Origin of the sequence: Massilibacterium senegalense (genome assembly GCF_001375675.1) — a bacterium.
GTDB classification, from domain to species: domain Bacteria; phylum Bacillota; class Bacilli; order Bacillales; family Massilibacteriaceae; genus Massilibacterium; species Massilibacterium senegalense.
Genome location: NZ_LN831786.1, coordinates 1,929,496 through 1,948,747, shown reverse-complemented (window position 1 = coordinate 1,948,747; position 19,252 = coordinate 1,929,496). Strand labels below are relative to the sequence as shown.

The following is a 19,252-nucleotide window of genomic DNA, read 5'->3' as shown; positions in this document are numbered from 1 at the left end:
AAACTTTCTTTATTGATAGCTTTTTTGTATGATGAAAACAGAATGATTACAATTGAGGTGAAAAAATGTATAAGCAGTTAATTGTGTGGGGTAGTATCAATGGCTTTTTAGCTGTTGCTTTAGGTGCATTTGGGGCACATGGCCTTTCTGGAAAAGTGTCGGAACATATGCTGGATAATTGGAATACGGCAGTACAATATCAAATGTTTCATGCGGGGGCATTGTTTGTTGCTGCGTTCGTTTCCACAAAAATGAACGATGAACGAAAAATTCGTTCTGCTGCATGGGCATTTTTAATTGGAATTCTTTTATTTTCTGGTAGTTTATATGTGATGGCACCAACAGGGATCACGAAATTAGGCATGATTACGCCAGTTGGTGGTGTATCGTTTTTAGTTGGTTGGGTGCTTCTTGCACGTGCGGTGAAAAGGTAAAAATAAAACGGAACGTAAAGCTACTGCGTCTTATTTGCAGCAGCTTTTTTTCATATTTATTTTTGTTGTTGCATACATTGAAACAGAGTAGGAGGGAGACCATGGCTGTCATAAAAGTATCATCCGGTGACTATGATTTACTAGCACGTCTGATGCGTGCAGAAGCAGAGAGTGAAGGGAACTTAGGGATGCTTCTTGTAGGGAATGTTGGGGTCAATCGTGTGCGGGCTAACTGTTTAGATTTTAAAAATATCAGAACGGTTAGACAAATGGTCTTTCAATCACCAGGTGGATTTGAAGCGACACAAAAAGGTTATTTTTATCAACGTGCCAGAGAAAGCGAACGGAGACTGGCGAAAAAGTCCATCAAGGGGGAGCGTTATCATCCAGCACAATTTGCCCTTTGGTTTATCGATCCGCAGGGAGCGACTTGCCCACCACAATTTTTTAATCAGTGGAACGTAGGTCGGTATAAAGTGCATTGTTTTTACAATCCATCTAGTGCGGATTGTCCAAATGTGTATAACACTTATTAAAAGGAGTGTGGAGAAATGAGTAGGCAGTATTATCCATCTTCGTATTATCCTTATTATACTTACGGTGGCATGCAAATGGCGACACCATCACCACAACAACAGCAACCACCAGCAGCACCTGGTCAATTACCGTTAGAACAAAGTTACATCGAAAATATTTTGCGGTTAAATCGCGGGAAAGTGGCGACTGTTTATGCAACGTTTGAAAATAATACAAAATGGAATGCTGAAATTTTTAAAGGAGTGATCGAAGCGGCTGGGCGGGATCATCTTATTTTAAGTGACCCAAACACAGGGAGACGTTACTTAATTCCAATGGTATATGTAGATTACGTGACATTTGATGAAGAAATTGCTTATTCTTATCCTCTAGATACAATGGCTACTTACCAACCACGTTAAGAGAAAGGTAATAAAGAAAGCGGAAATCCCATATGGATTCCCGCTTTCTTTATTAGTTAATAGCTAACATTTGTTTGAATTTTTGGTCTGTTAAACGACTTCCTACTAAGAAAGAGCCGAATTCACCAAAACGAGCACTTACTTCATCAAAGCGCATTTCGTATACGATTTTTTTGAATTGAAGCACGTCATCACTAAATAACGTAACGCCCCATTCCCAATCGTCAAAACCAACAGAACCCGTAATGATTTGTTTTACTTTTCCAGCATAGCTACGACCAATCATGCCGTGGCTATACATCATTTTTCCGCGTTCTGCTTTTGGTACCATGTACCAGTTGTCGTTTCCTTCGCGTTTTTTGTTCATTGGATAGAAACAAACGTAATTTGATTTTGGAAGAATTGGTTGCAAACGTGCAACGATTGCGGGATCTTGATAAGGATCTTCACCTTCTTTTGCCATATAGCTACCTAATTCTACAACCGATACGTAGGAATATGTAGGTACTGTGTATTCAGCAAGACGAGATTTATTAAAAGCAGTTTCGATTTCATTTAATTCATCCATTGTTGGACGTAAAATCATTAACATGAAATCTGCTTTTTGACCTACGATGGAGTAAAAAGCATGACTACCTTCTTTTTTCTCTTCTGTTTGGTTAAATTTCTCTAATAATTGTAAAAATTCGTGAATTGCTTGTTGACGTTCTTCACTAGGTAGTTGTTTCCAACTAGCCCAATCGATTGCACGGAAATCGTGTAGACAATACCAACCGTCTAAAGTTTCAACTGGTTCAGCCATTTTTGTCACTCCCTTGGAATCTTTTCATACACTTGTAACTATAGCATAGATTTCACGATAAGTGAAAACGCTTCTCTTTCAATGTTGCAAACATTTATATTCTTCGTGAACTACTCACCACCTACGCTTCGCTTAGAGGTGAGGGCTTCTAAGGTAGTCGTACCTAACGGTACGAAATGTACTTAGCTATCGAGCCTATTCCGTGCTCTATCTATATGATTATGCTAACAATCGCAATCCTTCCTGTTTGATATTGATAGAAGCGTTCCAATCCCTGTCTGCCACAAAACCACATTCACAGTGGAATGTGCGCTCAGAAAGAGATAGAGATTCCTTTACTCGACCGCAACAGGAACAAGTTTTGGATGATGGAAACCACTTATCTATTTTGATCAGTTTTTTCCCTTGCTCCTCTAACTTGTATTGGAGAAATGTCGTGAACATGCCTCATGCATGATCAGCAATGCTCTTGCCGAAATGGAGGGCTTGTGACGTTCCCTTCATATTGAGGTCTTCGATAGCAACGCAATCATATATTTTCGCTAGTTTGTGCGATTCCTTGTGGAGAAAGTCTTTTCGTTGGTTCGCAATTCCTTCATGTAGCTTCGCTACTTTTAGACGCTGTTTGTGCCAACGATTAGAGCCTTTCTTTCTGCGTGATAGGATACGCTGTTCCTTTGCTAATTTCCCCAGTGATTGACGATAGAAACGAGGGTAATTGGCTGTCTTACCTTCTTCACTATCGACAAATAAGCCATTCATGGAAAAATCTAAGCCAACAACAGCTTGTACTTCTTTTTGTATAGGTTGATGTTCGTATTCGGTGAGAATAGAAACGTAGTATTTTCTTGTTTTTGTTCGAGAAACGGTACAAGACTTGATGATATGATGGGACGGAATTTCCCGATGTTGCTTCATTTTCACAAGTTTCAGTTTCGGTAATTTGATATAGCCATCCAAAAGCATAATGTTTCCGTTGACCACATTGGTTGTGTAGGATTGTCTTGCCTTACGGTTTTTGAACTTCGGAAATTCAGCACGACCAGAAAAGAAATTTTTGTATGATTTCTGCAAGTTAAGTGGAGCATTTGCCAATGCAAGACTATCTACTTCTTTGAGCCATACAAACTCCTCCTTATACTTAGCGGGAGTCGGGAATTTTTGCTTCTTCCATGTTTCTTTGTCGTCCTTGAATTGCTCATACGTTTCCTTGCGTTCCGAAAGCATTTTGTTATAAACGAAACGGACACAACCGAAGGTTTTCGCAAGAAGTTGCGCTTGTTCTTGCGTTGGGTACAGACAAAACTTATAAGCTTTGTTTGCCATATCGAATCACCTCATTTCATCCCTTGATTTTCTATCTACTTTTTTATCACTTCAATGGGCGAACCACCTGTTGTAAGTAAGCAGAAGCTTCTTGACCAAAAATATTCTTTCCAAAGTTTCCTTTTCACTTGCGGAAAATGCTTTTTGATAAGTCGAGAACTTGCACTTTTATAAGCGTTGATGAACCTTGATATTTCAGTATCCGGATGTACTTTGAACAAAATATGCACATGGTCCATATCGTGATTCCATTCGATTAAGGAAATAGTATCCTTTTCACCTAACCGAACGAACATGTCTTTTGCCTAGTCAGACATGGTGCCATCCATCACTTTTCTGCGATATTTCACGACCAAATCAAGGTGATAATACAACGTGAATATCGAATTATTATTATTTTCTAATTCCATTGATATAACATATTTTATTTTATCTAATACTGATTAGATCACAGCACAAAAAAAGAGACAACTTTAGGCTACGCCTAACCAAAATTCATCCCCCACTTTCATTGGTGCTACCGCACCTTCACATTTAGAAGTGGAAGACTTCTTTCGGAATAAGTTAAACAGAAAGAAAGACCCCGTCTCAAAATGGGAAGGGAATACCGAAAACAGAGAAGCAGGGGGAAATCTCTTTATTGAATATGAGAATGAATCATATCTTTTAACATATTGCCAATTGAATCAATGTCTTGTTTTAAATCATCGTTCGTCAGCGTTACTTGAATGATTTTTTCGTCCATTTCTAAAGAATCAAGTACTGCACCGAACAATCCACGGTTTCGTTTGTCTAACTCCACTAACATTTGTAAACCATCTTCCTGAATGAAATAAATAATTTCTATTTCGTCTAATACTGCGGCAAAGTTTCCTGTTGGTTTATATTCAAATTCCTGTGCAACAGGGAATTTTGTATAGCGATTTGGTGGCAAATATACTTGTTCGACACTTGTTTGGTAAAATCCAATCGATGCAATTGCTTTGCGGATTTTTAAAATGATTGGATGTTCCAAAATGGTAAGGTCATCATGGTCGCTCGGGTCTATACTTGATTTAATATCAAGTCCTGTGTGGACCCATACCTTTGTTCGGTAAATCGTCATGGGTGTTTCTAATGGAAGCTCAAATGAAAACGGGATTTCTTTTTTCTCAGTTGGTGTTAACATTAATGGCTCGCTAATCGGGAAAGAAGCAATCATTCCGCGTTCTCTCACTTTATCATCGCCACGTTTTCGAATATATTCTGTCATTAAATGCAAATAAATGCGATCTATTTGTTGTTCGATGTCACCGCCTTGAATGTACACTTTCCCACGTACGGTTTCTCCTGGATAATAGGCGGATTTTTCTAATACAGTATCTACTTTTGCACTACCGATTCCGACACTAGCTAACATACGTTTAATAAATGACACAACTAGCCCCTCCTTCATTCCAAACTATATCTTTGTTATACCCGATTTTGCCAAAAAAGAAAACACTAACAAGTCGTTAGTGTTCCTACGAAATAAGGACGTGAATACCACCGAGCAGTAGAGCGCTTAAGGCAATAATCATATGGGTTGTACGTAATCCTTTGTTCGCTAATTTTTTACTTAAGACGTTTCCGAAAATGGCAGCAAGAACGAAAAGTCCAAGTCCACCTAGCCCAATATATTCACGGAATGTCAATTCTTGTTCGTATAAAAACATCATCACGCCATGTAAAGCCATTGCAATAATGGCGAGAAATCCAAATACGGTATGTCCCCCCGTTAAAAACTTGTGTACGTTTCCTAGTTTTGTTCGGGCATTTTTGGAACGTTTGATTACTACGCGAACAGGCAATAAAAGCCCTGCTGCGATTGCGAATGCAATACCGCCAAATCCAAGTATTTCGCCTGTTTCTTTTACTACTTTTGGTCCTTCCTGCTCGTGTTCTTCATAATATTCATCGTCATCTGCAAAAACAGCAGTCGGCTCCATAAAGGAAGTTCCTACGAGTAAAAAAGAAAATAACAGCAATGTCCATCCTAATCGTTTCATATTGTTGCCCCCTCTTTCGTTACAATTGGTAATGTAAGGTGAAATGTTGTTCCTTGTTGTTCGACACTTTGCACGGTAATCGTACCATGATGGGCATCGACAATCCATTGCGCAATCGAAAGACCGAGACCAGATCCACCTAATTTACGGGAACGTGCTTTGTCTACACGGTAAAACCGGTCGAAAATGCGCGAAATCTCTTGTTTAGAAATTCCAATGCCAGAATCGGTTATTTCAATTATAAGCTTGTCATTTTGTACATTTACTTGTACATATACAGTCCCTTTTGTGGGTGTATATTTCATCGCATTGTCTAACAAAATGTAAAAAAGTTGTTGGATTCTTTTTTCATCTGCATAAACAACGACGTCATCTGGACGTGTAACAAGAAAAGAAATCTCTTTTTTATCAGCTAGTCGTTGGAAAGAGCGCGTCATCGCATCGACAACGGGTGGTAGGGAAAATGTTTGTTTTTCTAGTTGGATAGCATCAGAATCAGCACGAGCTAACGTTAATAAATCGCCAACAAGTGCAGTCATTCGTTTTGTTTCATCTTTCATATCGTCGACAATTTGTTTGGAAAAAAGCGATAACTCTTCTTCTGCTTCTAGCACTTCTAAAGAAGAATGTAAAATGGCAAGCGGTGTTCGTAATTCATGAGAAGCATCTGCGACAAATTCTCGTTGGCGTTGAAACGATGTCGCAATTGGTACCATCGCTTTTTTCGACATCCATAAACCGAGAATCGCTGCTAATGCGGAAAAAATAATCGTTAACCCAGCAAATATAATCGCTAACATTTTCCCCATTGTTAGTTGTGCAGATACATCCACACCCGCAATATGATCATGATGTTTCATAAGTAAAAATGCTACTTTTTCATCTTCTTCGTACGCTTTTACTAGTTGCATCTCGTCTTCGTGCTGAAAAGAAATCGTTTTGTGGATTTGAAAGTCTTCTTGTAATTGCCGATAATTAGCTTCTGACACTACGAATGAACTCGGTAATTCATCCTCCTCGTCTTCCTCGCCACGAATAATAAAAAGCGAAGGTACGGATTGTTTTTCGTGTTCTGCTTGTTCTAGTAGTTGAGATAACGCTTCTTTTTTGTCGTAATAATTCACTGCTGTTAATAAAAGAAAGCTAATAACAGAAAAGGCAATTAAAAATAAGACGAGCAAAAATGTATAGTAAAAAGTGAGCTTTTTGCGAATCTTCCAAAACACGTTCCTATGCCTCCAATTTATACCCAAGTCCGCGGACGTTATGGATTAACTTTTTTTGATGCTGTTGATCGATCTTTTTTCGTAATAAACGAACGAATGCGTCGATGGTATTGTTGGATACTTCGCCGTCAAATCCCCAAATGCGATCATAAATTAACTCACGCGGGACGACTTGCCCAGCGTTAATCATTAATAACTCAAGCAATTGGTATTCGCGCGGAGTTAAATAAATATCTTCTCCGTCACGTGTCACAGTATGAGTTGTCTGATTTAACGATAAGTTATCGATCGTTAAAATATCTTGCTGAATAGCTGTTTGTGTTCGTCTGGACAAAGCACGGATTCTCGCAAAAAGTTCTTTAAATTCAAAAGGTTTCACTACATAATCATCCGCCCCAGCATCTAATCCTTTGACCCGATCGTCAATCGCATCTTTTGCGGTTAACATTAAAATTGGTTTCTCGTATGCTTTTTGTCGTAGCTTTAAACAAACGTCCACACCAGTCATTTCAGGCATCATCCAATCTAAAAGAAGTAAATCATAATCGGAACAAAGTGCGTAATCGTATGCATCTAATCCGTTGTAGACAACATCCACGGTATGCCGTTCTTTTTTTAACATATGTTCAATGAGATGGGCTAAACGTTCATCATCTTCTGCGAGTAAAATATGCACTGTATTTCCTCCTTACGCTTTTTGAACGTGTTCTTTTTTACGTGCCAAGAAGGTCATGGTGAATAAAAATATAATGAGTGCAAACGTACTACTATATAGCACTAACATCGGAATAGAAGTAGTATCTGTTCCAAGAAAAATGCCATGAATAGCAGCAAGAAAAAATGCTGGTGTAGAAAGATAATGAATAATCCGCCATATTTTTCTACCTACTCTTTTCATCATATCAGAAGAAAGAATGAGTGAAAATAGAAGGAATAAACTTACGGTACCAAGCCCAGATAAAATAGGTTTGTAACTAGCTGAAAACGGGACAAACACATCGGAAAAAGAATACGAAACAAACGGATCAATCGTTAACGCAATGCCATGAATGAGTGCAAATAAAAAGCTAAACCACCCAGAAACTTGATGAAGGACTAAAGCAGATTTTATCCGAAACAAATGATGGCTAAGTCCAAAAAACATCGCGAAAAACAATAAAACATAAGCAGTAATACCGCTTGAACGAATCACATTCCATGAATTGAAATACGTACTAATGAAATCAAACATCTATTCCTTCCTTCTTTCTTTCTGGTATTAGATTGCAATAAAAGAACGCATCTGTTTATTAATGGTTACCGTGCCATCTTTTTTGATAATCGCATAGCCAAAATCACTGTCGTACTTTTGTACTTGTTCAGCGGGTAAAATGGTTAACAGTTTTGCTAGAACGTCTGCTGTTGTCGCATTACGAGCGATAACGGTTGCTTGTACAACATCTGTTTCGCTTGGTAAGCCGGTATGGCCATTCAATAAATGATGTTGCCATTGTTCGTTTTGTTGCCACTTACGATGCCATTTGCTTGATGTAGCAATGGCACCGCGTTGAATATGGACGCTAAACAGTGTTCTTGATTCATCATACGGATGACGAATACCAATTTTCCAAGGTGCATCGTTTGACCACATACACATATCGCCACCCGCATCGACCAATCCGCGTGAAATCGCTGCGTTTTTCATCAGTTGAGCGGCTTTATCGACGCTAACCCCTTTTCCAATTCCACCTAAATCCATTTGAACCGGTCTTCTTTTTTCAATCGCTTTTATATGGTCATGAAACAGTAATGGATTTTGTTGCACGGTTGACTGTTTTGTTGCGCCACCATGCTTTTTCCATCCTTCTTGAAATGATTCGTTATAGCCTAATTGTTCGATTTGTTCGAGCATAAATGGATTAAAATAAAAATCTGTTTTATTCGCCCAAGCGACCGCTGTTTGGATTGTGTCATATAAAATGGGATGAACGATGAGCGGAACATTTGACTTAGTTTCGTTAAACAGTGTTAATGAACTAGTTGGTAAAAACCGTGAACAAATCCTCTCAAACTCCCGAAACCAATCTATTACATCAGTTTGCCATGCTTCCTCTTCATGTTCTGCTAACATAGCAATGGATGTATTCATTTGTGTAAACGATAATCGTTGTGTTTGCTTTTCTGCATGATGCATGGTGATATGCTCCTTTCTTTATGACCATCTTGTTTCGCGGTCATTTTGTACCTCAGTAGGAGGAGTAGGAATGGATTCAATGTTTGTTTGGTACGTTTCTGTTGTTCCATTTGTAGCAGTTTCTACATTGGCAAACAGTTCGTTTAATTTTTGTTCCCGCGCTTGTTTTTCTTCTTCCGTCATTTGTTCTAGTGTAGATAACGTATCAGTTGATGCTACCGTAATCGTATCGGTCAAATGAATGACTTGTTCTGGTTGCGTACTTTGTGTAGTTGCATTATTTGTTGGTGGAGTAGAATCTGCTTGATTTTGGGTTTGATCAGCGATGACATACAATGCACCGCTGAAAATACCGATACTAGATAATCCGATTGCCCATTTCGGCCATTTTTTAGCTGCCATTATAAAATCCCTTCTTTCTTAAATGTGATACTATTATTTGTTTCCTTTACATCTAGTGGTAAATAGTCGTCTAGTAAATCTGTTGGAATGTAAAGCATTTGGTCGTTAAATGTTGGAATTTCATCATCTGTTATAGCATCGCCGTTTAGATACAATACGTTTGTGTTTGCTTTTACAATGAGGTGTTGTAATTTCCCTTTGTCATCTTTAAAAATAATTTCACTAATTTGGCTGTCTGGATAGTCTACTACGGTTGCACCTAACACATCTTTTAATGCTGTAGCTGGTACGTACCAGTCGTCATTGCCTTGTTTTAATGCTTCTATTTCTGTTGTATTACCATCCAATTTACTCACTGTTACGGTTTGTTTTACGATTGTGTTTGTTGGTTGATTTGTTCTTTGTGTGTTTCGTTTATAGTCGTCATCGTCGTCATCTTCTTTTTCGTATTTGTCATCCTCATATTCGTCGTCAAAGTCTTGTTCGTATCGGTCATCATCTGCCTTTACAACGGGTACGAGCGTTTTAGAAAGTAAGAATACGGGAATAGTCAAAAAGGTAGTTACCATCATAATTGTTAAAATTTTCAGTTTTCGTGTCATTATTTCTTGCACCTCCGTTTATGATAGTTTTTAATATAAGGTAGGAAACTGAAAAAAGAATGAAAATTATAAAAATGTATGGGAGTGTATGGGATGAGCGATTTATTTACGGGCATTACAGAAAAAGTAAAGGCATCGTATCCATCAATTGTTTTTCCAGAAGGGAACGATGAGCGAATTGTCGAAGCGGCAAGCAGGTTATCGGCTGAAGGCATTTTAAAACCAGTTTTACTAGGGGACAAAGAAGAAATACGAGCGTTAATCGTTGAAAAGGGGTATGCGTTTAAGGAAGTAGAAATCATCGATCCGCGTACATATGAACAAATGGATGAAATGATAGAAGCATTTGTGGAAAGAAGAAAAGGAAAAGAAACAAAAGAAGAAGCGGCAGAACGGTTACTAGATGTAAACTATTTTGGCACGATGTTAACATATATGAAAAAAGTAAATGGTTTAGTGAGCGGTGCCGTTCATTCGACTGGCGATACTGTCCGTCCGGCGTTACAAATTATTAAAACAAAAACAGGGGTAACTCGTACGTCTGGTACGTTTTTAATGGTGCGCGGGGAAGAGAAATATATTTTTTCTGATTGTGCGATTAACATTTCACCTGATAGTGAAACGTTGGCAGAAATTGCGATTGAAAGTGCAGAAACAGCAAAAGTATTTGGCATTGACCCTGCGGTCGCTATGTTAAGTTTCTCAACAAAAGGTTCTGCTGTTTGTCCGGAAGCAGATAAAGTAGTAGAAGCAACAAGACTAGCAAAAGAACGTCGCCCAGATCTTTTACTAGATGGCGAATTTCAATTTGATGCGGCATTTGTTCCTTCAGTGGCACAAAAGAAAGCGCCTGATTCTCCATTAAAAGGGCAAGCAAACGTGTTTATTTTCCCTAGTCTTGAAGCGGGGAATATCGGATATAAATTAACGCAACGACTTGGAAACTTTGAGGCAATCGGTCCAATCCTTCAAGGCTTAAATCAACCAGTCAATGACCTTTCTCGCGGTTGTAATGCAGAAGATGTGTATAAATTAGCGCTAATTACAGCCATGCAAAGTTTCATCTAAGGATGATAAGCTACCATAGTTTTTTCACGAAAGAAGACAAAGGAGATGTAATGCGTGTTGAAGCATTTTGACCGAAAACTATCCGCTAGAGAAGTGTATGTAAAAGATTTGCTTTATTCAAACGCTGTTTTTTATGTACCCAACTATCAACGTCACTTCGCTTGGTCGATTGACCAAGTGGAACAATTTTTTGATGATTTAAAAGAAGCATATAAAAAAGGACGTCCCTCGTATTTTTTAGGAAATATTATTTTAATTAATCGTAGCGAGGAAGAAGACGTTCAAAAATATGAAATTGTCGATGGGCAACAACGTCTCATGACCATGGCGATAATTTGTGCGGTTATGCGTGACTTGCATCGCGATGATGAGGCAAAATCAGTATTAGAATCTGTTTTATATAAACGAGGAAATCGTTATACGGCAGAGCCTTCTTATGATCGATTAAAAATCCGTGATCCAGAATCTGAGTTTTTTAGTAAATATATTATGCAAAAAGGTGGAACGGGATATCCATTTGATGAGGAAAATTTATCTGGTCCTGAATTTAATATTGCCCAGGCAATGAAAATTATTCGGAAACGATTTGTCGAAGATGGCGTGATTCAATTTAGCTTTTTAGAAGGATTCACGACGTTTCTATTAAATTCTTGTAGTTTTACGTTATTGTTAACGGGTTCTTTCTCGTTCGCATTCCGTTTATTCTTCGTGTTAAATGATGACGGCATTCCATTAATGAATGCAGACGTGATTAAAACGCAGTTATTAGGCGAATTAGAAGGAGAAGAAAAACTAAAATACCGGAATATGTGGAATACGATGGCAGATGAAATTGGGCGAGAGAAAGTAGAACGACTCTTGCATGCCGTTCATTTCATGTATTCACGAGAAAAATCACGCTATCGTTTAGCGGAACGATTTTCAGAAAACATGAAAACGATAGAAGAATTTAGTCCACAAAACTTTATTACACTATTAAAACAATTTAGTGATTTATACCGAGATCACTTCTTAAATCCACAGCGTACAAAAGGTGGAAAACTATTAAAAACGATGTATGAATACTTCCCGTATCGCGATTGGTCGGGCGTCGTGTTGCTAGCTTATAAAAAGTTCGGCACGGAAGCTGAGCATATGGAAACTTTTATCCGTTTATTAGAGCGTCGCCTTGTTTATAAAATTACAACGGGTCAAACGGAACATGAGCATACATATGATATGGGAAAACTGATGGAAACGATTTTAGAAACAGATTCGTTAGGAGACGTTTGTACGAATTCACTGTTAGAAGTGCCAAAACGAGAAAAATGGATTGAAAACTTCGTGCAAGATGAGAGCTATTACATTCGTTCCTACGCAAAATATATTTTGTTACGCATGGAACAATTTTTACAACCAGGCGTCCCATTTTTAAAACCAGTATTTATTGAATTTATTATGCCGCGTACAATTGATCCGATGGAACAAACGAAAAGCAAACTCCAAGAAGGCATTATGATGCTTGGAAATTTAATTTTATTACCGCAATATAAAAACCATACGTTAAACCAATTGCCGCTTGCTGAAAAATACGAAAAGTATTATCAATCAGGCATTTATCAATATAAAACAACAGAAATGTTACAAGGCAAAACGGAATGGACGAAACAACATATTATCGAACGGACGAACGAAATGTCGCACATTTTAGAACAAATGTACAAAGAATAAAGAAAACCGACTGCTTTTCTAAAAAGTAGTCGGTTTTTTGCGTCTTATTTCGAAGAGCGGTAAGTAGCGAGAAGAATGGCTAGTATTAATGCTCCTAACGAAATATATAGAGAGAATAAAATCGAACGGCTTGTCAGAAAAACGCCTAAAAAAGTGCCAATCGTGATGCCGAACAACGTATCAACGTTCATCTCACTCGCTCCTCTTTTTAAGCGATGGAAAGTATCGCTGTTGTCGGTGTTTCATCCGTTGCTTATACGTTTCAAAAAGGGTCCATTCTTCTGCTGATAAAAAGCGAGTGTCTAATGTATTTTGTTCTCGCAATAACACGTGTACGAGTTCTTGTTTTAACATATCGCACGTAATCGGTTGTCCAGTTAATTCTGACACAGATGCCATCACGTTTGGATTGACGTTTGGATATGGGATAGACGTTTTTTCTTGTTGGATGCTCGTTTCGTAGAACGTTCGAATCAATTCCGCTCGTTTTTTGCCACTTCCTTCTACCGCAATATAAATAAAAATTCCAACGCCACCTTTCACGCGTCGTTGCGAGAGTCCGGCAAATTTTTTGCCACCTACACTTACATCATATTTTCCGGGGCAATATGATTCGGTAATTTCTTTCACATCTATGTTTTGGACATACGGTGCTAACCACATTTTCACTAACGCCACCATCGCCAAAAATCCGTTATCAATCGTGACGTGGTATTCTTTTTCCGGCAGGATTAAAGAAAGATTCATAATGCCAGCATCAAGGACGACAGCAAGCCCACCAGATGGACGGAAAAAAGCATCGTATCCTTCTTGTTTTAAATAGGCGATTCCATCTTGTAAAAACGGTAGCTTTTGATCTTGAATGCCAAGGGCAATCGTTTCGTTGACCACCCAGTAACGAATCGTATCAATCGATTTTTTTTGTCCTACTAATTCGCTTAGCGTATCATCGATGGCAAAATGGTCTAGCATTGATGAAAAAGAATGATCAATAAAGCGAAAAGTATGTCGTGTAAATAAATGTTCCATTATTTTTGCTCCTTGAAAATAGATGGTTACAACCAGAAATCGACTTGTTGCAACGTTATATAATACAGTGTACAATAAAATCTGATTATTCCTACTAAAAGTTCGTTTTTTTTAACCAATAGATTGGAGAATAGGCAAAATGAGTGAGGTGATGGAAATGGCAAATGAATTTCGAGTGTGCGAAGATTGTTTAGCAACGAATATTCACACCCTTTTACCGAAATTAAAAAAATTAGACCCAGAAGCAACGATTGAAGTAGGCTGTCAGTCGTATTGTGGACCAGGTCGAAAAAAATCATTTGCATTTGTGAATAACCGTCCGGTAACAGCAAAAGATGAAAAAGAGTTAATTGAAAAAATTGCGAAAAAAATTCGGGTAAAATCGACGACACCTTAATTGTTAAGGTGTTTTTTCTTTTTAGACGAGGAAAACATAGGAAAGTCGGGAATATAGATAATAATAACGGAAAGGAAAGGGGATACAAGCATGCACTCCAAACTACTCCACGAAGAAAAAGTATTTAAAGACCCAGTTCACGGATATATTCATGTTCGTGATCGCTTAATTTGGGATTTAATCGGCACGCGCGAATTTCAACGGTTGAGAAGAATTCGGCAGTTAGGTACGACGTATTTAACGTTTCACGGGGCAGAGCATAGTCGATTTAATCATTCCCTTGGGGTGTATGAAATCGTCCGCCGGATGATGACTATTTTTCAAGGTCGTCCGTATTGGAATGACGAAGAACGATTGCTTTGTTTAACGGCAGCGTTGCTTCATGATGTTGGACATGGTCCGTTTTCACATTCCTTTGAAAAAGTGTTTGATTTTAATCATGAAGAATGGTCGAGAAATATTATTACAGGAAATACAGAGATTAATCAGGTGCTACGTTCAGTAGACGATACGTTTCCGCAAGCGGTTGCGGATGTTATTGCAAAAAAGTATCCAAATCCATTAGTCGTTAGTTTAATTTCTAGCCAAATTGATGCGGACCGAATGGATTATTTACTTCGCGATGCGTATTATACCGGTGTTTCGTACGGGAAATTTGATTTAGACCGTGTGTTGCGAGTGATGCGCCCGTATCCAGGGAAAATTGTTATTAAAGAAAGTGGCATGCATGCGGTAGAAGATTATTTAGTTCGTCGTTATCAAATGTACTGGCAAGTGTATTTCCATCCAGTAACGAGAAGTGCAGAAGTGATTTTAACGAAAATTTTACACCGCGTGAAAGATTTGTATGAACAAGGATTTTCGTTTCAAACGGCGCCTGTTCATTTTTTACCATTTTTTCATAAAACAGTCACGTTAGACGACTACATTACATTAGATGAATCGTTCATTTATTATTATTTAGAAATGTGGCAAAAAGAAAAAGACTCGATTTTACAAGATTTATGTCGCCGCTTTTTAAATCGCCATTTATTTAAATATGTTGATTTTGAACAAGTCGCTCCAACAGATCGGCTAGAAGAAATAAAACAATTATGTGCACAGTGCGGCATTGATCCGAACTATTACATTGTGAAAGATTCGTCCTCGGATTTACCGTATGATTTTTATCGACCGGATAAAGAAAAACGAGTGCCGATTTATTTATTAAAACGAAACGGTGACCTGCAAGAATTATCGAAAGCATCGCCCATTGTCGAATCTTTAACAGGAAAAGTACGGACGGACGTAAAGTTATATTTTCCGCATGATTTATTGGAAGATTTCCGCATATTTCCACAAGAAAAAGCGCGTATTTTTGAATTGTTATATCGATCGGAATAGAAAAGAGGCATCCAATGAATGCCTCTTTTTCGCTTACTTATCGCTAAAACGTTTTCCGCCTGGTGCGTAATGGTTTTTGCTCATTTCTTCAATAAAAACTGTTACGTTTTCAACTGGTGCACCTGTAGTTTCCGCTACTGTTTTCGCCACTTTTTCGCAAAGATTTTTCTTTTGTTCTTCACTACGACCTTCTAACATTTTTACTGTTACGTATGGCATTTTCTTCACTCCTTTATGTAGAACTCACCATTCGAATAGAACAAATGGTGGTTTCTTTTATTATATAGGGAGCGGGAAAATAATGTTAGGGGAAGGGTGGAATTTTGCGATATTTTGGAACATTATTTCGCTTGATGGCATTGGGGGATGAGCTCCTCATTCCGCAAGCTTCCTTATGCTTGTCGCCTATAACCAAGCGCCCTCCGCTTTTCTATTTGTCTAGCTCCGTGCGCTAGCGACTGCCGTAATAAGTCCCCCGATTCCAGAGGCAAAGAGACGCCTCTTCCATCGAGCGTCTTATTACTCTGTCGCTGACCAAGCGCCCTCCGCTTTTCTATTTGTCTAGCTCCGTGCGCTAGCGACTGCCGTAATAAGTCCCCCGATTCCAGAGGCAAAGAGACGCCTCTTCCATCGAGCGTCTTATTACTCTGTCGCTGACCAAGCGCCCTCCGCTTTTCTATTTGTCTAGCTGCGGGCGCTATAGGCTCGAGTCATAAGGCCTCTTGCTCCATGAGGAAAGAGCGCCTCATTCCGCAAGCTTCCTTATGCTTGTCGCCTATAACCAAGCGCCCTTCGCTTTTCTATGTCCGGGGTTTCGTGATAAAATGCTTGTAGCGATGTGGAAGGAGGTTTTGATGTGGATAAGGATAGATTAAATAAAGGGTTTAAAATTATCGGCAGTCAACCAAAGAAAAAGGAGCATCATAATACGTCTGGTGTGTTGAATTTAAATGCAATGTCACCGGTGATTGTGGATGTGGAGCAAAAGAAAGCGTATGTAGATATTGGTGCGATGCATGCTCGTAGTGATGTGGAAAAACGAGTGAAGTTTACGCCAAATCGTGAAGATGCTGCAGGTGGTAAACTGTATTGGCTTGTTTGGGTACAAGTGGAACGGACAGAAGATGATCGCCCGTTTTATTACGGTGTAACTGCTTGTGAAATGGTGATTAACCATGAAAAGCGCCGTGGATATAAAAGTTTGCCAGAACATGTGAATAACATGGATAAGGCGTTAAAAGGACGGATTATCGTCAATCAAATGGACGATGTCTCCAAACAAATTTTACGTGAATTTTTACAAACGTTTAAAGCAGGACTATGGGAAAATTCTAGTGATGAATTAAAAGAAGCATTAGCATAATGGACTATTAGTTAGAAAGAACAAAAAGTTTTAGGGGGGGCAAAAAGTGACACTTCGTGAAACTTTTTTGAACTTTATCTTTAACTCTTGTACTTTTGCTAGACCATTAGTAAAATAAGATTATGTATCATTCAATCACATATTATTATTAGGACGCAAAGGACCTCAAGACGATTGTCTTGAGGTTCTTTGTTTTGGCCGTTATTCCCATATTTTTTTCCACCATGATTTATCTTCTTTTTCTTTTTTATCTTTTTTCGGTTTGCTTTGTTTTTCTTCATGTTCTGGGCATGCTTCTTTTGGTTCTGTTCCTTTTTCAAAGTACATCGTCCGTTTTGTCGGGCAATTTTTTGTTGCTACTTTTCCGGTTTCTGGATCAATTTTAACGGCAATGACGTCGTCTGGCTTCTCGAATGTTAGTTTTTCTTTGGGTAAGGATTCTTTCATAAAGTGGGCCCAAATATCGCGGGAGACGGTACTGTATCCCGTTAAGTCTCGGTTGTCATCGTATCCGATCCAAACGCCTGCTGCGATTTTTGGTGTAAAGCCAACCATCCAGCTATCAGAGTTTGTGGATCCTGTTTTCCCAGCAACTTCATATCCTCTAAATAGAGAAGCGATTTTGGCGCCAGTGACGGTCGTATAGCCGTTTAATTCGGTATCAAACATACCAGTCATTAAATGAGTAGTGATGGCTGTCTTTTTCTCATCTAATACTGGGTCTAGATTGTAAGTGTGTTCATACAGAACTTTTCCTTTTGCATCGACGATTTTCGTAATATATACCGGTTTTACGCGATGTCCTCCGTTGGCAAAATGGCTGTAGGCGGTCACCATTTCATTTAAACGGACGGTGCTCGTACCGAGTGCAAGAGATGGAACAGCGCTTAAGTCACTTTTAATGCCCATTTTTTTGGCGCGTTTTGCTAGTTTATCCGGGCCGATGTCGATATTCGTTTTTACGGCCACAATGTTATCCGATACTGCTAATGCTTGAGCAAGAGTAATCTCTTTATTAGGATAATAGTTTCGATAATTGCGTGGGGTATACGTCGAGCCGTCTTCTAGCGTGAAGGTCGTTTCTTCACTTTTTACCATCGTAGCAGGTGTATACCCTTGTTCTAATGCTTCATAATAAAGAATTGGTTTCATCGTCGACCCAGGCATCCGTTTTGCTTGGGTTGCCCGATTAAATGTACTTGTTTCATAGTCTCGCCCGCCTACTAATGCTAGTACATCGCCTGTTTTCGGATCAATAGCTGAGAAGGCAACTTGTAAATCAGGATCACTTGTTGGCATGTATGCCTTTACTTGCTTTTCTGCAAGGCGTTGTAAATCAGGATGTAACGTCGTGTAAACATGTAGTCCCCCTTTTTTGAATGTTTCTTCGTCTATCTCTAGTGCTTTTAATTGCGCACGAACAATGTCTTGAAAATATAAGCCGACTGGTTCCCGGTCATCGACACGATCCCCGTAGATAGCGATGTATTCCCCCATCGCTTGTTGCCGCTGTTCTTCGGTAATTTTTCCGTTATTGACCATCGTTTTTAAGACGACGCTTTGTCGCTCTTTTGCTTTTTCAAAATTATTTTTTGGTGAATAAATCGTCGGTCCTTTTGGTACGCCAGCTAGCATACTTGCTTCTGCTAACGTTAAGTCTTTTGCTGGCTTATGGAAAAAGTACCGTGATGCCGCTTCGACACCGTAAATGCCATGACCAAAATAAACCGTATTTACATAGCCTTCTAGAATTTGATCTTTATCATAGTTTGTTTCTAAACGAATCGTATAAAGTGCTTCTAGAAATTTTCGCTTCCACGTTTTTTCGTGGTTTAAATATAAATTTCGGGCATATTGCTGCGTAATCGTGGAAGCGCCTTGTACTTTTGCTCCCGCTTTTAAATCTATCAAAATGGCACCAACAATGCGGCGATAATCAAATCCATGATGGGTATAAAATCGTTTATCTTCTACGGAAACAAATGCATCGATGAGTGTTGGAGAAATTTCTTGTAGCGGGACGTACATCCGCTTTTCATTTGCTTTTAATTCCCCAATGACTTCGCCGTTTGCCCCGTAAAGGTTCGTCGGTTGTGGCAATTCCACACTCGGCGGGCCAAAAATTTTGGCATATCCATAAATTAGGAATGAAACGAGTAGTGTAATGGTTATGATATACGTAGTCGCTTTTAAAAGAATACGACGTTTTTTCTTTTCTCTTTCTCTTCTTCCAGTTCGAGTATGTGGATTCATCCATAACCCTCCATCTTTCAATTGCTGTGATAACATTATAGGACACTTTTTGGGAATGTAAACGTTTCTTCCGACTCTCTTTATTTATTCGTAGAAATTTTTCTTTTCATTTCGTTTAT

Annotated in this window: 21 protein-coding genes and 2 pseudogenes; 8 read left to right on the top strand and 15 right to left on the bottom strand. The window is 38.8% G+C overall.

The features are described 5' to 3' along the window. Positions 1–65: 65 nt before the first annotated feature. From BN1372_RS13075 to gerQ, 3 genes are all read left to right on the top strand, one after another. A complete protein-coding gene (locus tag BN1372_RS13075; RefSeq protein ID WP_062200243.1) occupies positions 66–434 on the top strand; it encodes a DUF423 domain-containing protein in 369 nt (122 codons plus the stop codon). A 101-nt stretch (positions 435–535) separates the two neighbouring features. Further along, positions 536–970, top strand: a complete 435-nt coding sequence (locus BN1372_RS13070) for a cell wall hydrolase (RefSeq protein WP_062200240.1) — start codon at positions 536–538, stop codon at positions 968–970. 15 nt (positions 971–985) lie between these two features. Beyond that, on the top strand, positions 986–1,372 hold the full coding sequence (gerQ, locus tag BN1372_RS13065) for a spore coat protein GerQ (RefSeq protein WP_062200238.1): 387 nt from the start codon (positions 986–988) through the stop codon (positions 1,370–1,372). Between the two features lie 52 nt (positions 1,373–1,424). On the opposite strand, the gene hemQ is transcribed toward gerQ, so the two are convergent. The 11 genes and pseudogenes from hemQ to BN1372_RS13010 form a co-directional block, all read right to left on the bottom strand. Beyond that, positions 1,425–2,174, bottom strand: a complete 750-nt coding sequence (gene hemQ, locus BN1372_RS13060; protein WP_062200235.1) for a hydrogen peroxide-dependent heme synthase — start codon at positions 2,172–2,174, stop codon at positions 1,425–1,427. A 219-nt stretch (positions 2,175–2,393) separates the two neighbouring features. After that, positions 2,394–3,500: pseudogene (locus BN1372_RS15015) on the bottom strand (RNA-guided endonuclease TnpB family protein). Between the two features lie 35 nt (positions 3,501–3,535). Continuing rightward, positions 3,536–3,910 (bottom strand): annotated as a pseudogene (gene tnpA / locus BN1372_RS13050) (IS200/IS605 family transposase). Between the two features lie 227 nt (positions 3,911–4,137). After that, complete coding sequence (locus tag BN1372_RS13045; protein ID WP_062200232.1) at positions 4,138–4,917, bottom strand: sporulation protein; 780 nt, start codon at positions 4,915–4,917, stop codon at positions 4,138–4,140. Between the two features lie 85 nt (positions 4,918–5,002). Next, entirely contained in the window at positions 5,003–5,527 is a 525-nt protein-coding gene (locus BN1372_RS13040; RefSeq protein WP_062200229.1) for a hypothetical protein, read from the bottom strand. Next, positions 5,524–6,753 (bottom strand): sensor histidine kinase, encoded by a 1,230-nt coding sequence (locus BN1372_RS13035; protein ID WP_062200227.1) that lies wholly within the window; start codon positions 6,751–6,753, stop codon positions 5,524–5,526. Before BN1372_RS13035 ends, BN1372_RS13040 begins: the two co-directional genes overlap by 4 nt. Before the next feature lie 4 nt (positions 6,754–6,757). Then, positions 6,758–7,429: a response regulator transcription factor gene (locus BN1372_RS13030; RefSeq protein WP_062200224.1), complete on the bottom strand. Its 672-nt coding sequence runs from the start codon at positions 7,427–7,429 to the stop codon at positions 6,758–6,760. A 12-nt stretch (positions 7,430–7,441) separates the two neighbouring features. Next, positions 7,442–7,984: a ferric reductase-like transmembrane domain-containing protein gene (locus tag BN1372_RS13025; RefSeq protein ID WP_062200223.1), complete on the bottom strand. Its 543-nt coding sequence runs from the start codon at positions 7,982–7,984 to the stop codon at positions 7,442–7,444. Between the two features lie 27 nt (positions 7,985–8,011). Next, on the bottom strand, positions 8,012–8,926 hold the full coding sequence (locus BN1372_RS13020) for an FAD:protein FMN transferase (RefSeq protein ID WP_062200220.1): 915 nt from the start codon (positions 8,924–8,926) through the stop codon (positions 8,012–8,014). A gap of 18 nt (positions 8,927–8,944) precedes the next feature. After that, positions 8,945–9,328 carry a hypothetical protein gene (locus tag BN1372_RS13015; protein WP_062200217.1) on the bottom strand — a complete coding sequence of 128 codons (384 nt, stop codon included), beginning with the start codon at positions 9,326–9,328 and terminating at the stop codon, positions 8,945–8,947. Next, positions 9,328–9,930 carry a stalk domain-containing protein gene (locus BN1372_RS13010; RefSeq protein ID WP_062200215.1) on the bottom strand — a complete coding sequence of 201 codons (603 nt, stop codon included), beginning with the start codon at positions 9,928–9,930 and terminating at the stop codon, positions 9,328–9,330. Before BN1372_RS13010 ends, BN1372_RS13015 begins: the two co-directional genes overlap by 1 nt. 93 nt (positions 9,931–10,023) lie before the next feature. On the opposite strand from BN1372_RS13010, the gene pta reads away from it, so the two are divergent. Then, on the top strand, positions 10,024–10,998 hold the full coding sequence (pta, locus tag BN1372_RS13005) for a phosphate acetyltransferase (protein WP_062200212.1): 975 nt from the start codon (positions 10,024–10,026) through the stop codon (positions 10,996–10,998). A gap of 54 nt (positions 10,999–11,052) precedes the next feature. Beyond that, positions 11,053–12,708 carry a DUF262 domain-containing protein gene (locus BN1372_RS13000; protein ID WP_062200209.1) on the top strand — a complete coding sequence of 552 codons (1,656 nt, stop codon included), beginning with the start codon at positions 11,053–11,055 and terminating at the stop codon, positions 12,706–12,708. A gap of 44 nt (positions 12,709–12,752) precedes the next feature. Here the strand turns inward: BN1372_RS13000 and BN1372_RS15315 are convergent, their stop codons facing one another. Beyond that, positions 12,753–12,899: a hypothetical protein gene (locus BN1372_RS15315; protein ID WP_154662993.1), complete on the bottom strand. Its 147-nt coding sequence runs from the start codon at positions 12,897–12,899 to the stop codon at positions 12,753–12,755. A 1-nt stretch (position 12,900) separates the two neighbouring features. Next, a complete protein-coding gene (locus BN1372_RS12995; protein ID WP_062200205.1) occupies positions 12,901–13,737 on the bottom strand; it encodes a lipoate--protein ligase family protein in 837 nt (278 codons plus the stop codon). A 157-nt stretch (positions 13,738–13,894) separates the two neighbouring features. On the opposite strand from BN1372_RS12995, the gene BN1372_RS12990 reads away from it, so the two are divergent. Together BN1372_RS12990 and BN1372_RS12985 are read left to right on the top strand one after the other, a co-directional pair. After that, positions 13,895–14,134, top strand: coding sequence for a YuzB family protein (locus BN1372_RS12990; RefSeq protein WP_062201365.1), 240 nt, complete (start codon positions 13,895–13,897; stop codon positions 14,132–14,134). 90 nt (positions 14,135–14,224) lie between these two features. Beyond that, the gene (locus BN1372_RS12985; RefSeq protein WP_062200203.1) at positions 14,225–15,517 is read left to right on the top strand and encodes an HD domain-containing protein; all 1,293 of its coding nucleotides are present in this window, start codon (positions 14,225–14,227) and stop codon (positions 15,515–15,517) included. 33 nt (positions 15,518–15,550) lie between these two features. On the opposite strand, the gene BN1372_RS12980 is transcribed toward BN1372_RS12985, so the two are convergent. Next, positions 15,551–15,736 (bottom strand): 2-hydroxymuconate tautomerase, encoded by a 186-nt coding sequence (locus BN1372_RS12980; protein WP_062200201.1) that lies wholly within the window; start codon positions 15,734–15,736, stop codon positions 15,551–15,553. 637 nt (positions 15,737–16,373) lie between these two features. Between BN1372_RS12980 and BN1372_RS12970 the strand changes: the two genes are divergently transcribed. Further along, complete coding sequence (locus BN1372_RS12970; protein ID WP_062200197.1) at positions 16,374–16,880, top strand: YwhD family protein; 507 nt, start codon at positions 16,374–16,376, stop codon at positions 16,878–16,880. 201 nt (positions 16,881–17,081) lie between these two features. Here BN1372_RS12970 and BN1372_RS12965 read toward each other — a convergent pair whose 3' ends face one another. Then, complete coding sequence (locus BN1372_RS12965; RefSeq protein WP_074018191.1) at positions 17,082–19,133, bottom strand: transglycosylase domain-containing protein; 2,052 nt, start codon at positions 19,131–19,133, stop codon at positions 17,082–17,084. Positions 19,134–19,252 lie beyond the last annotated feature (119 nt).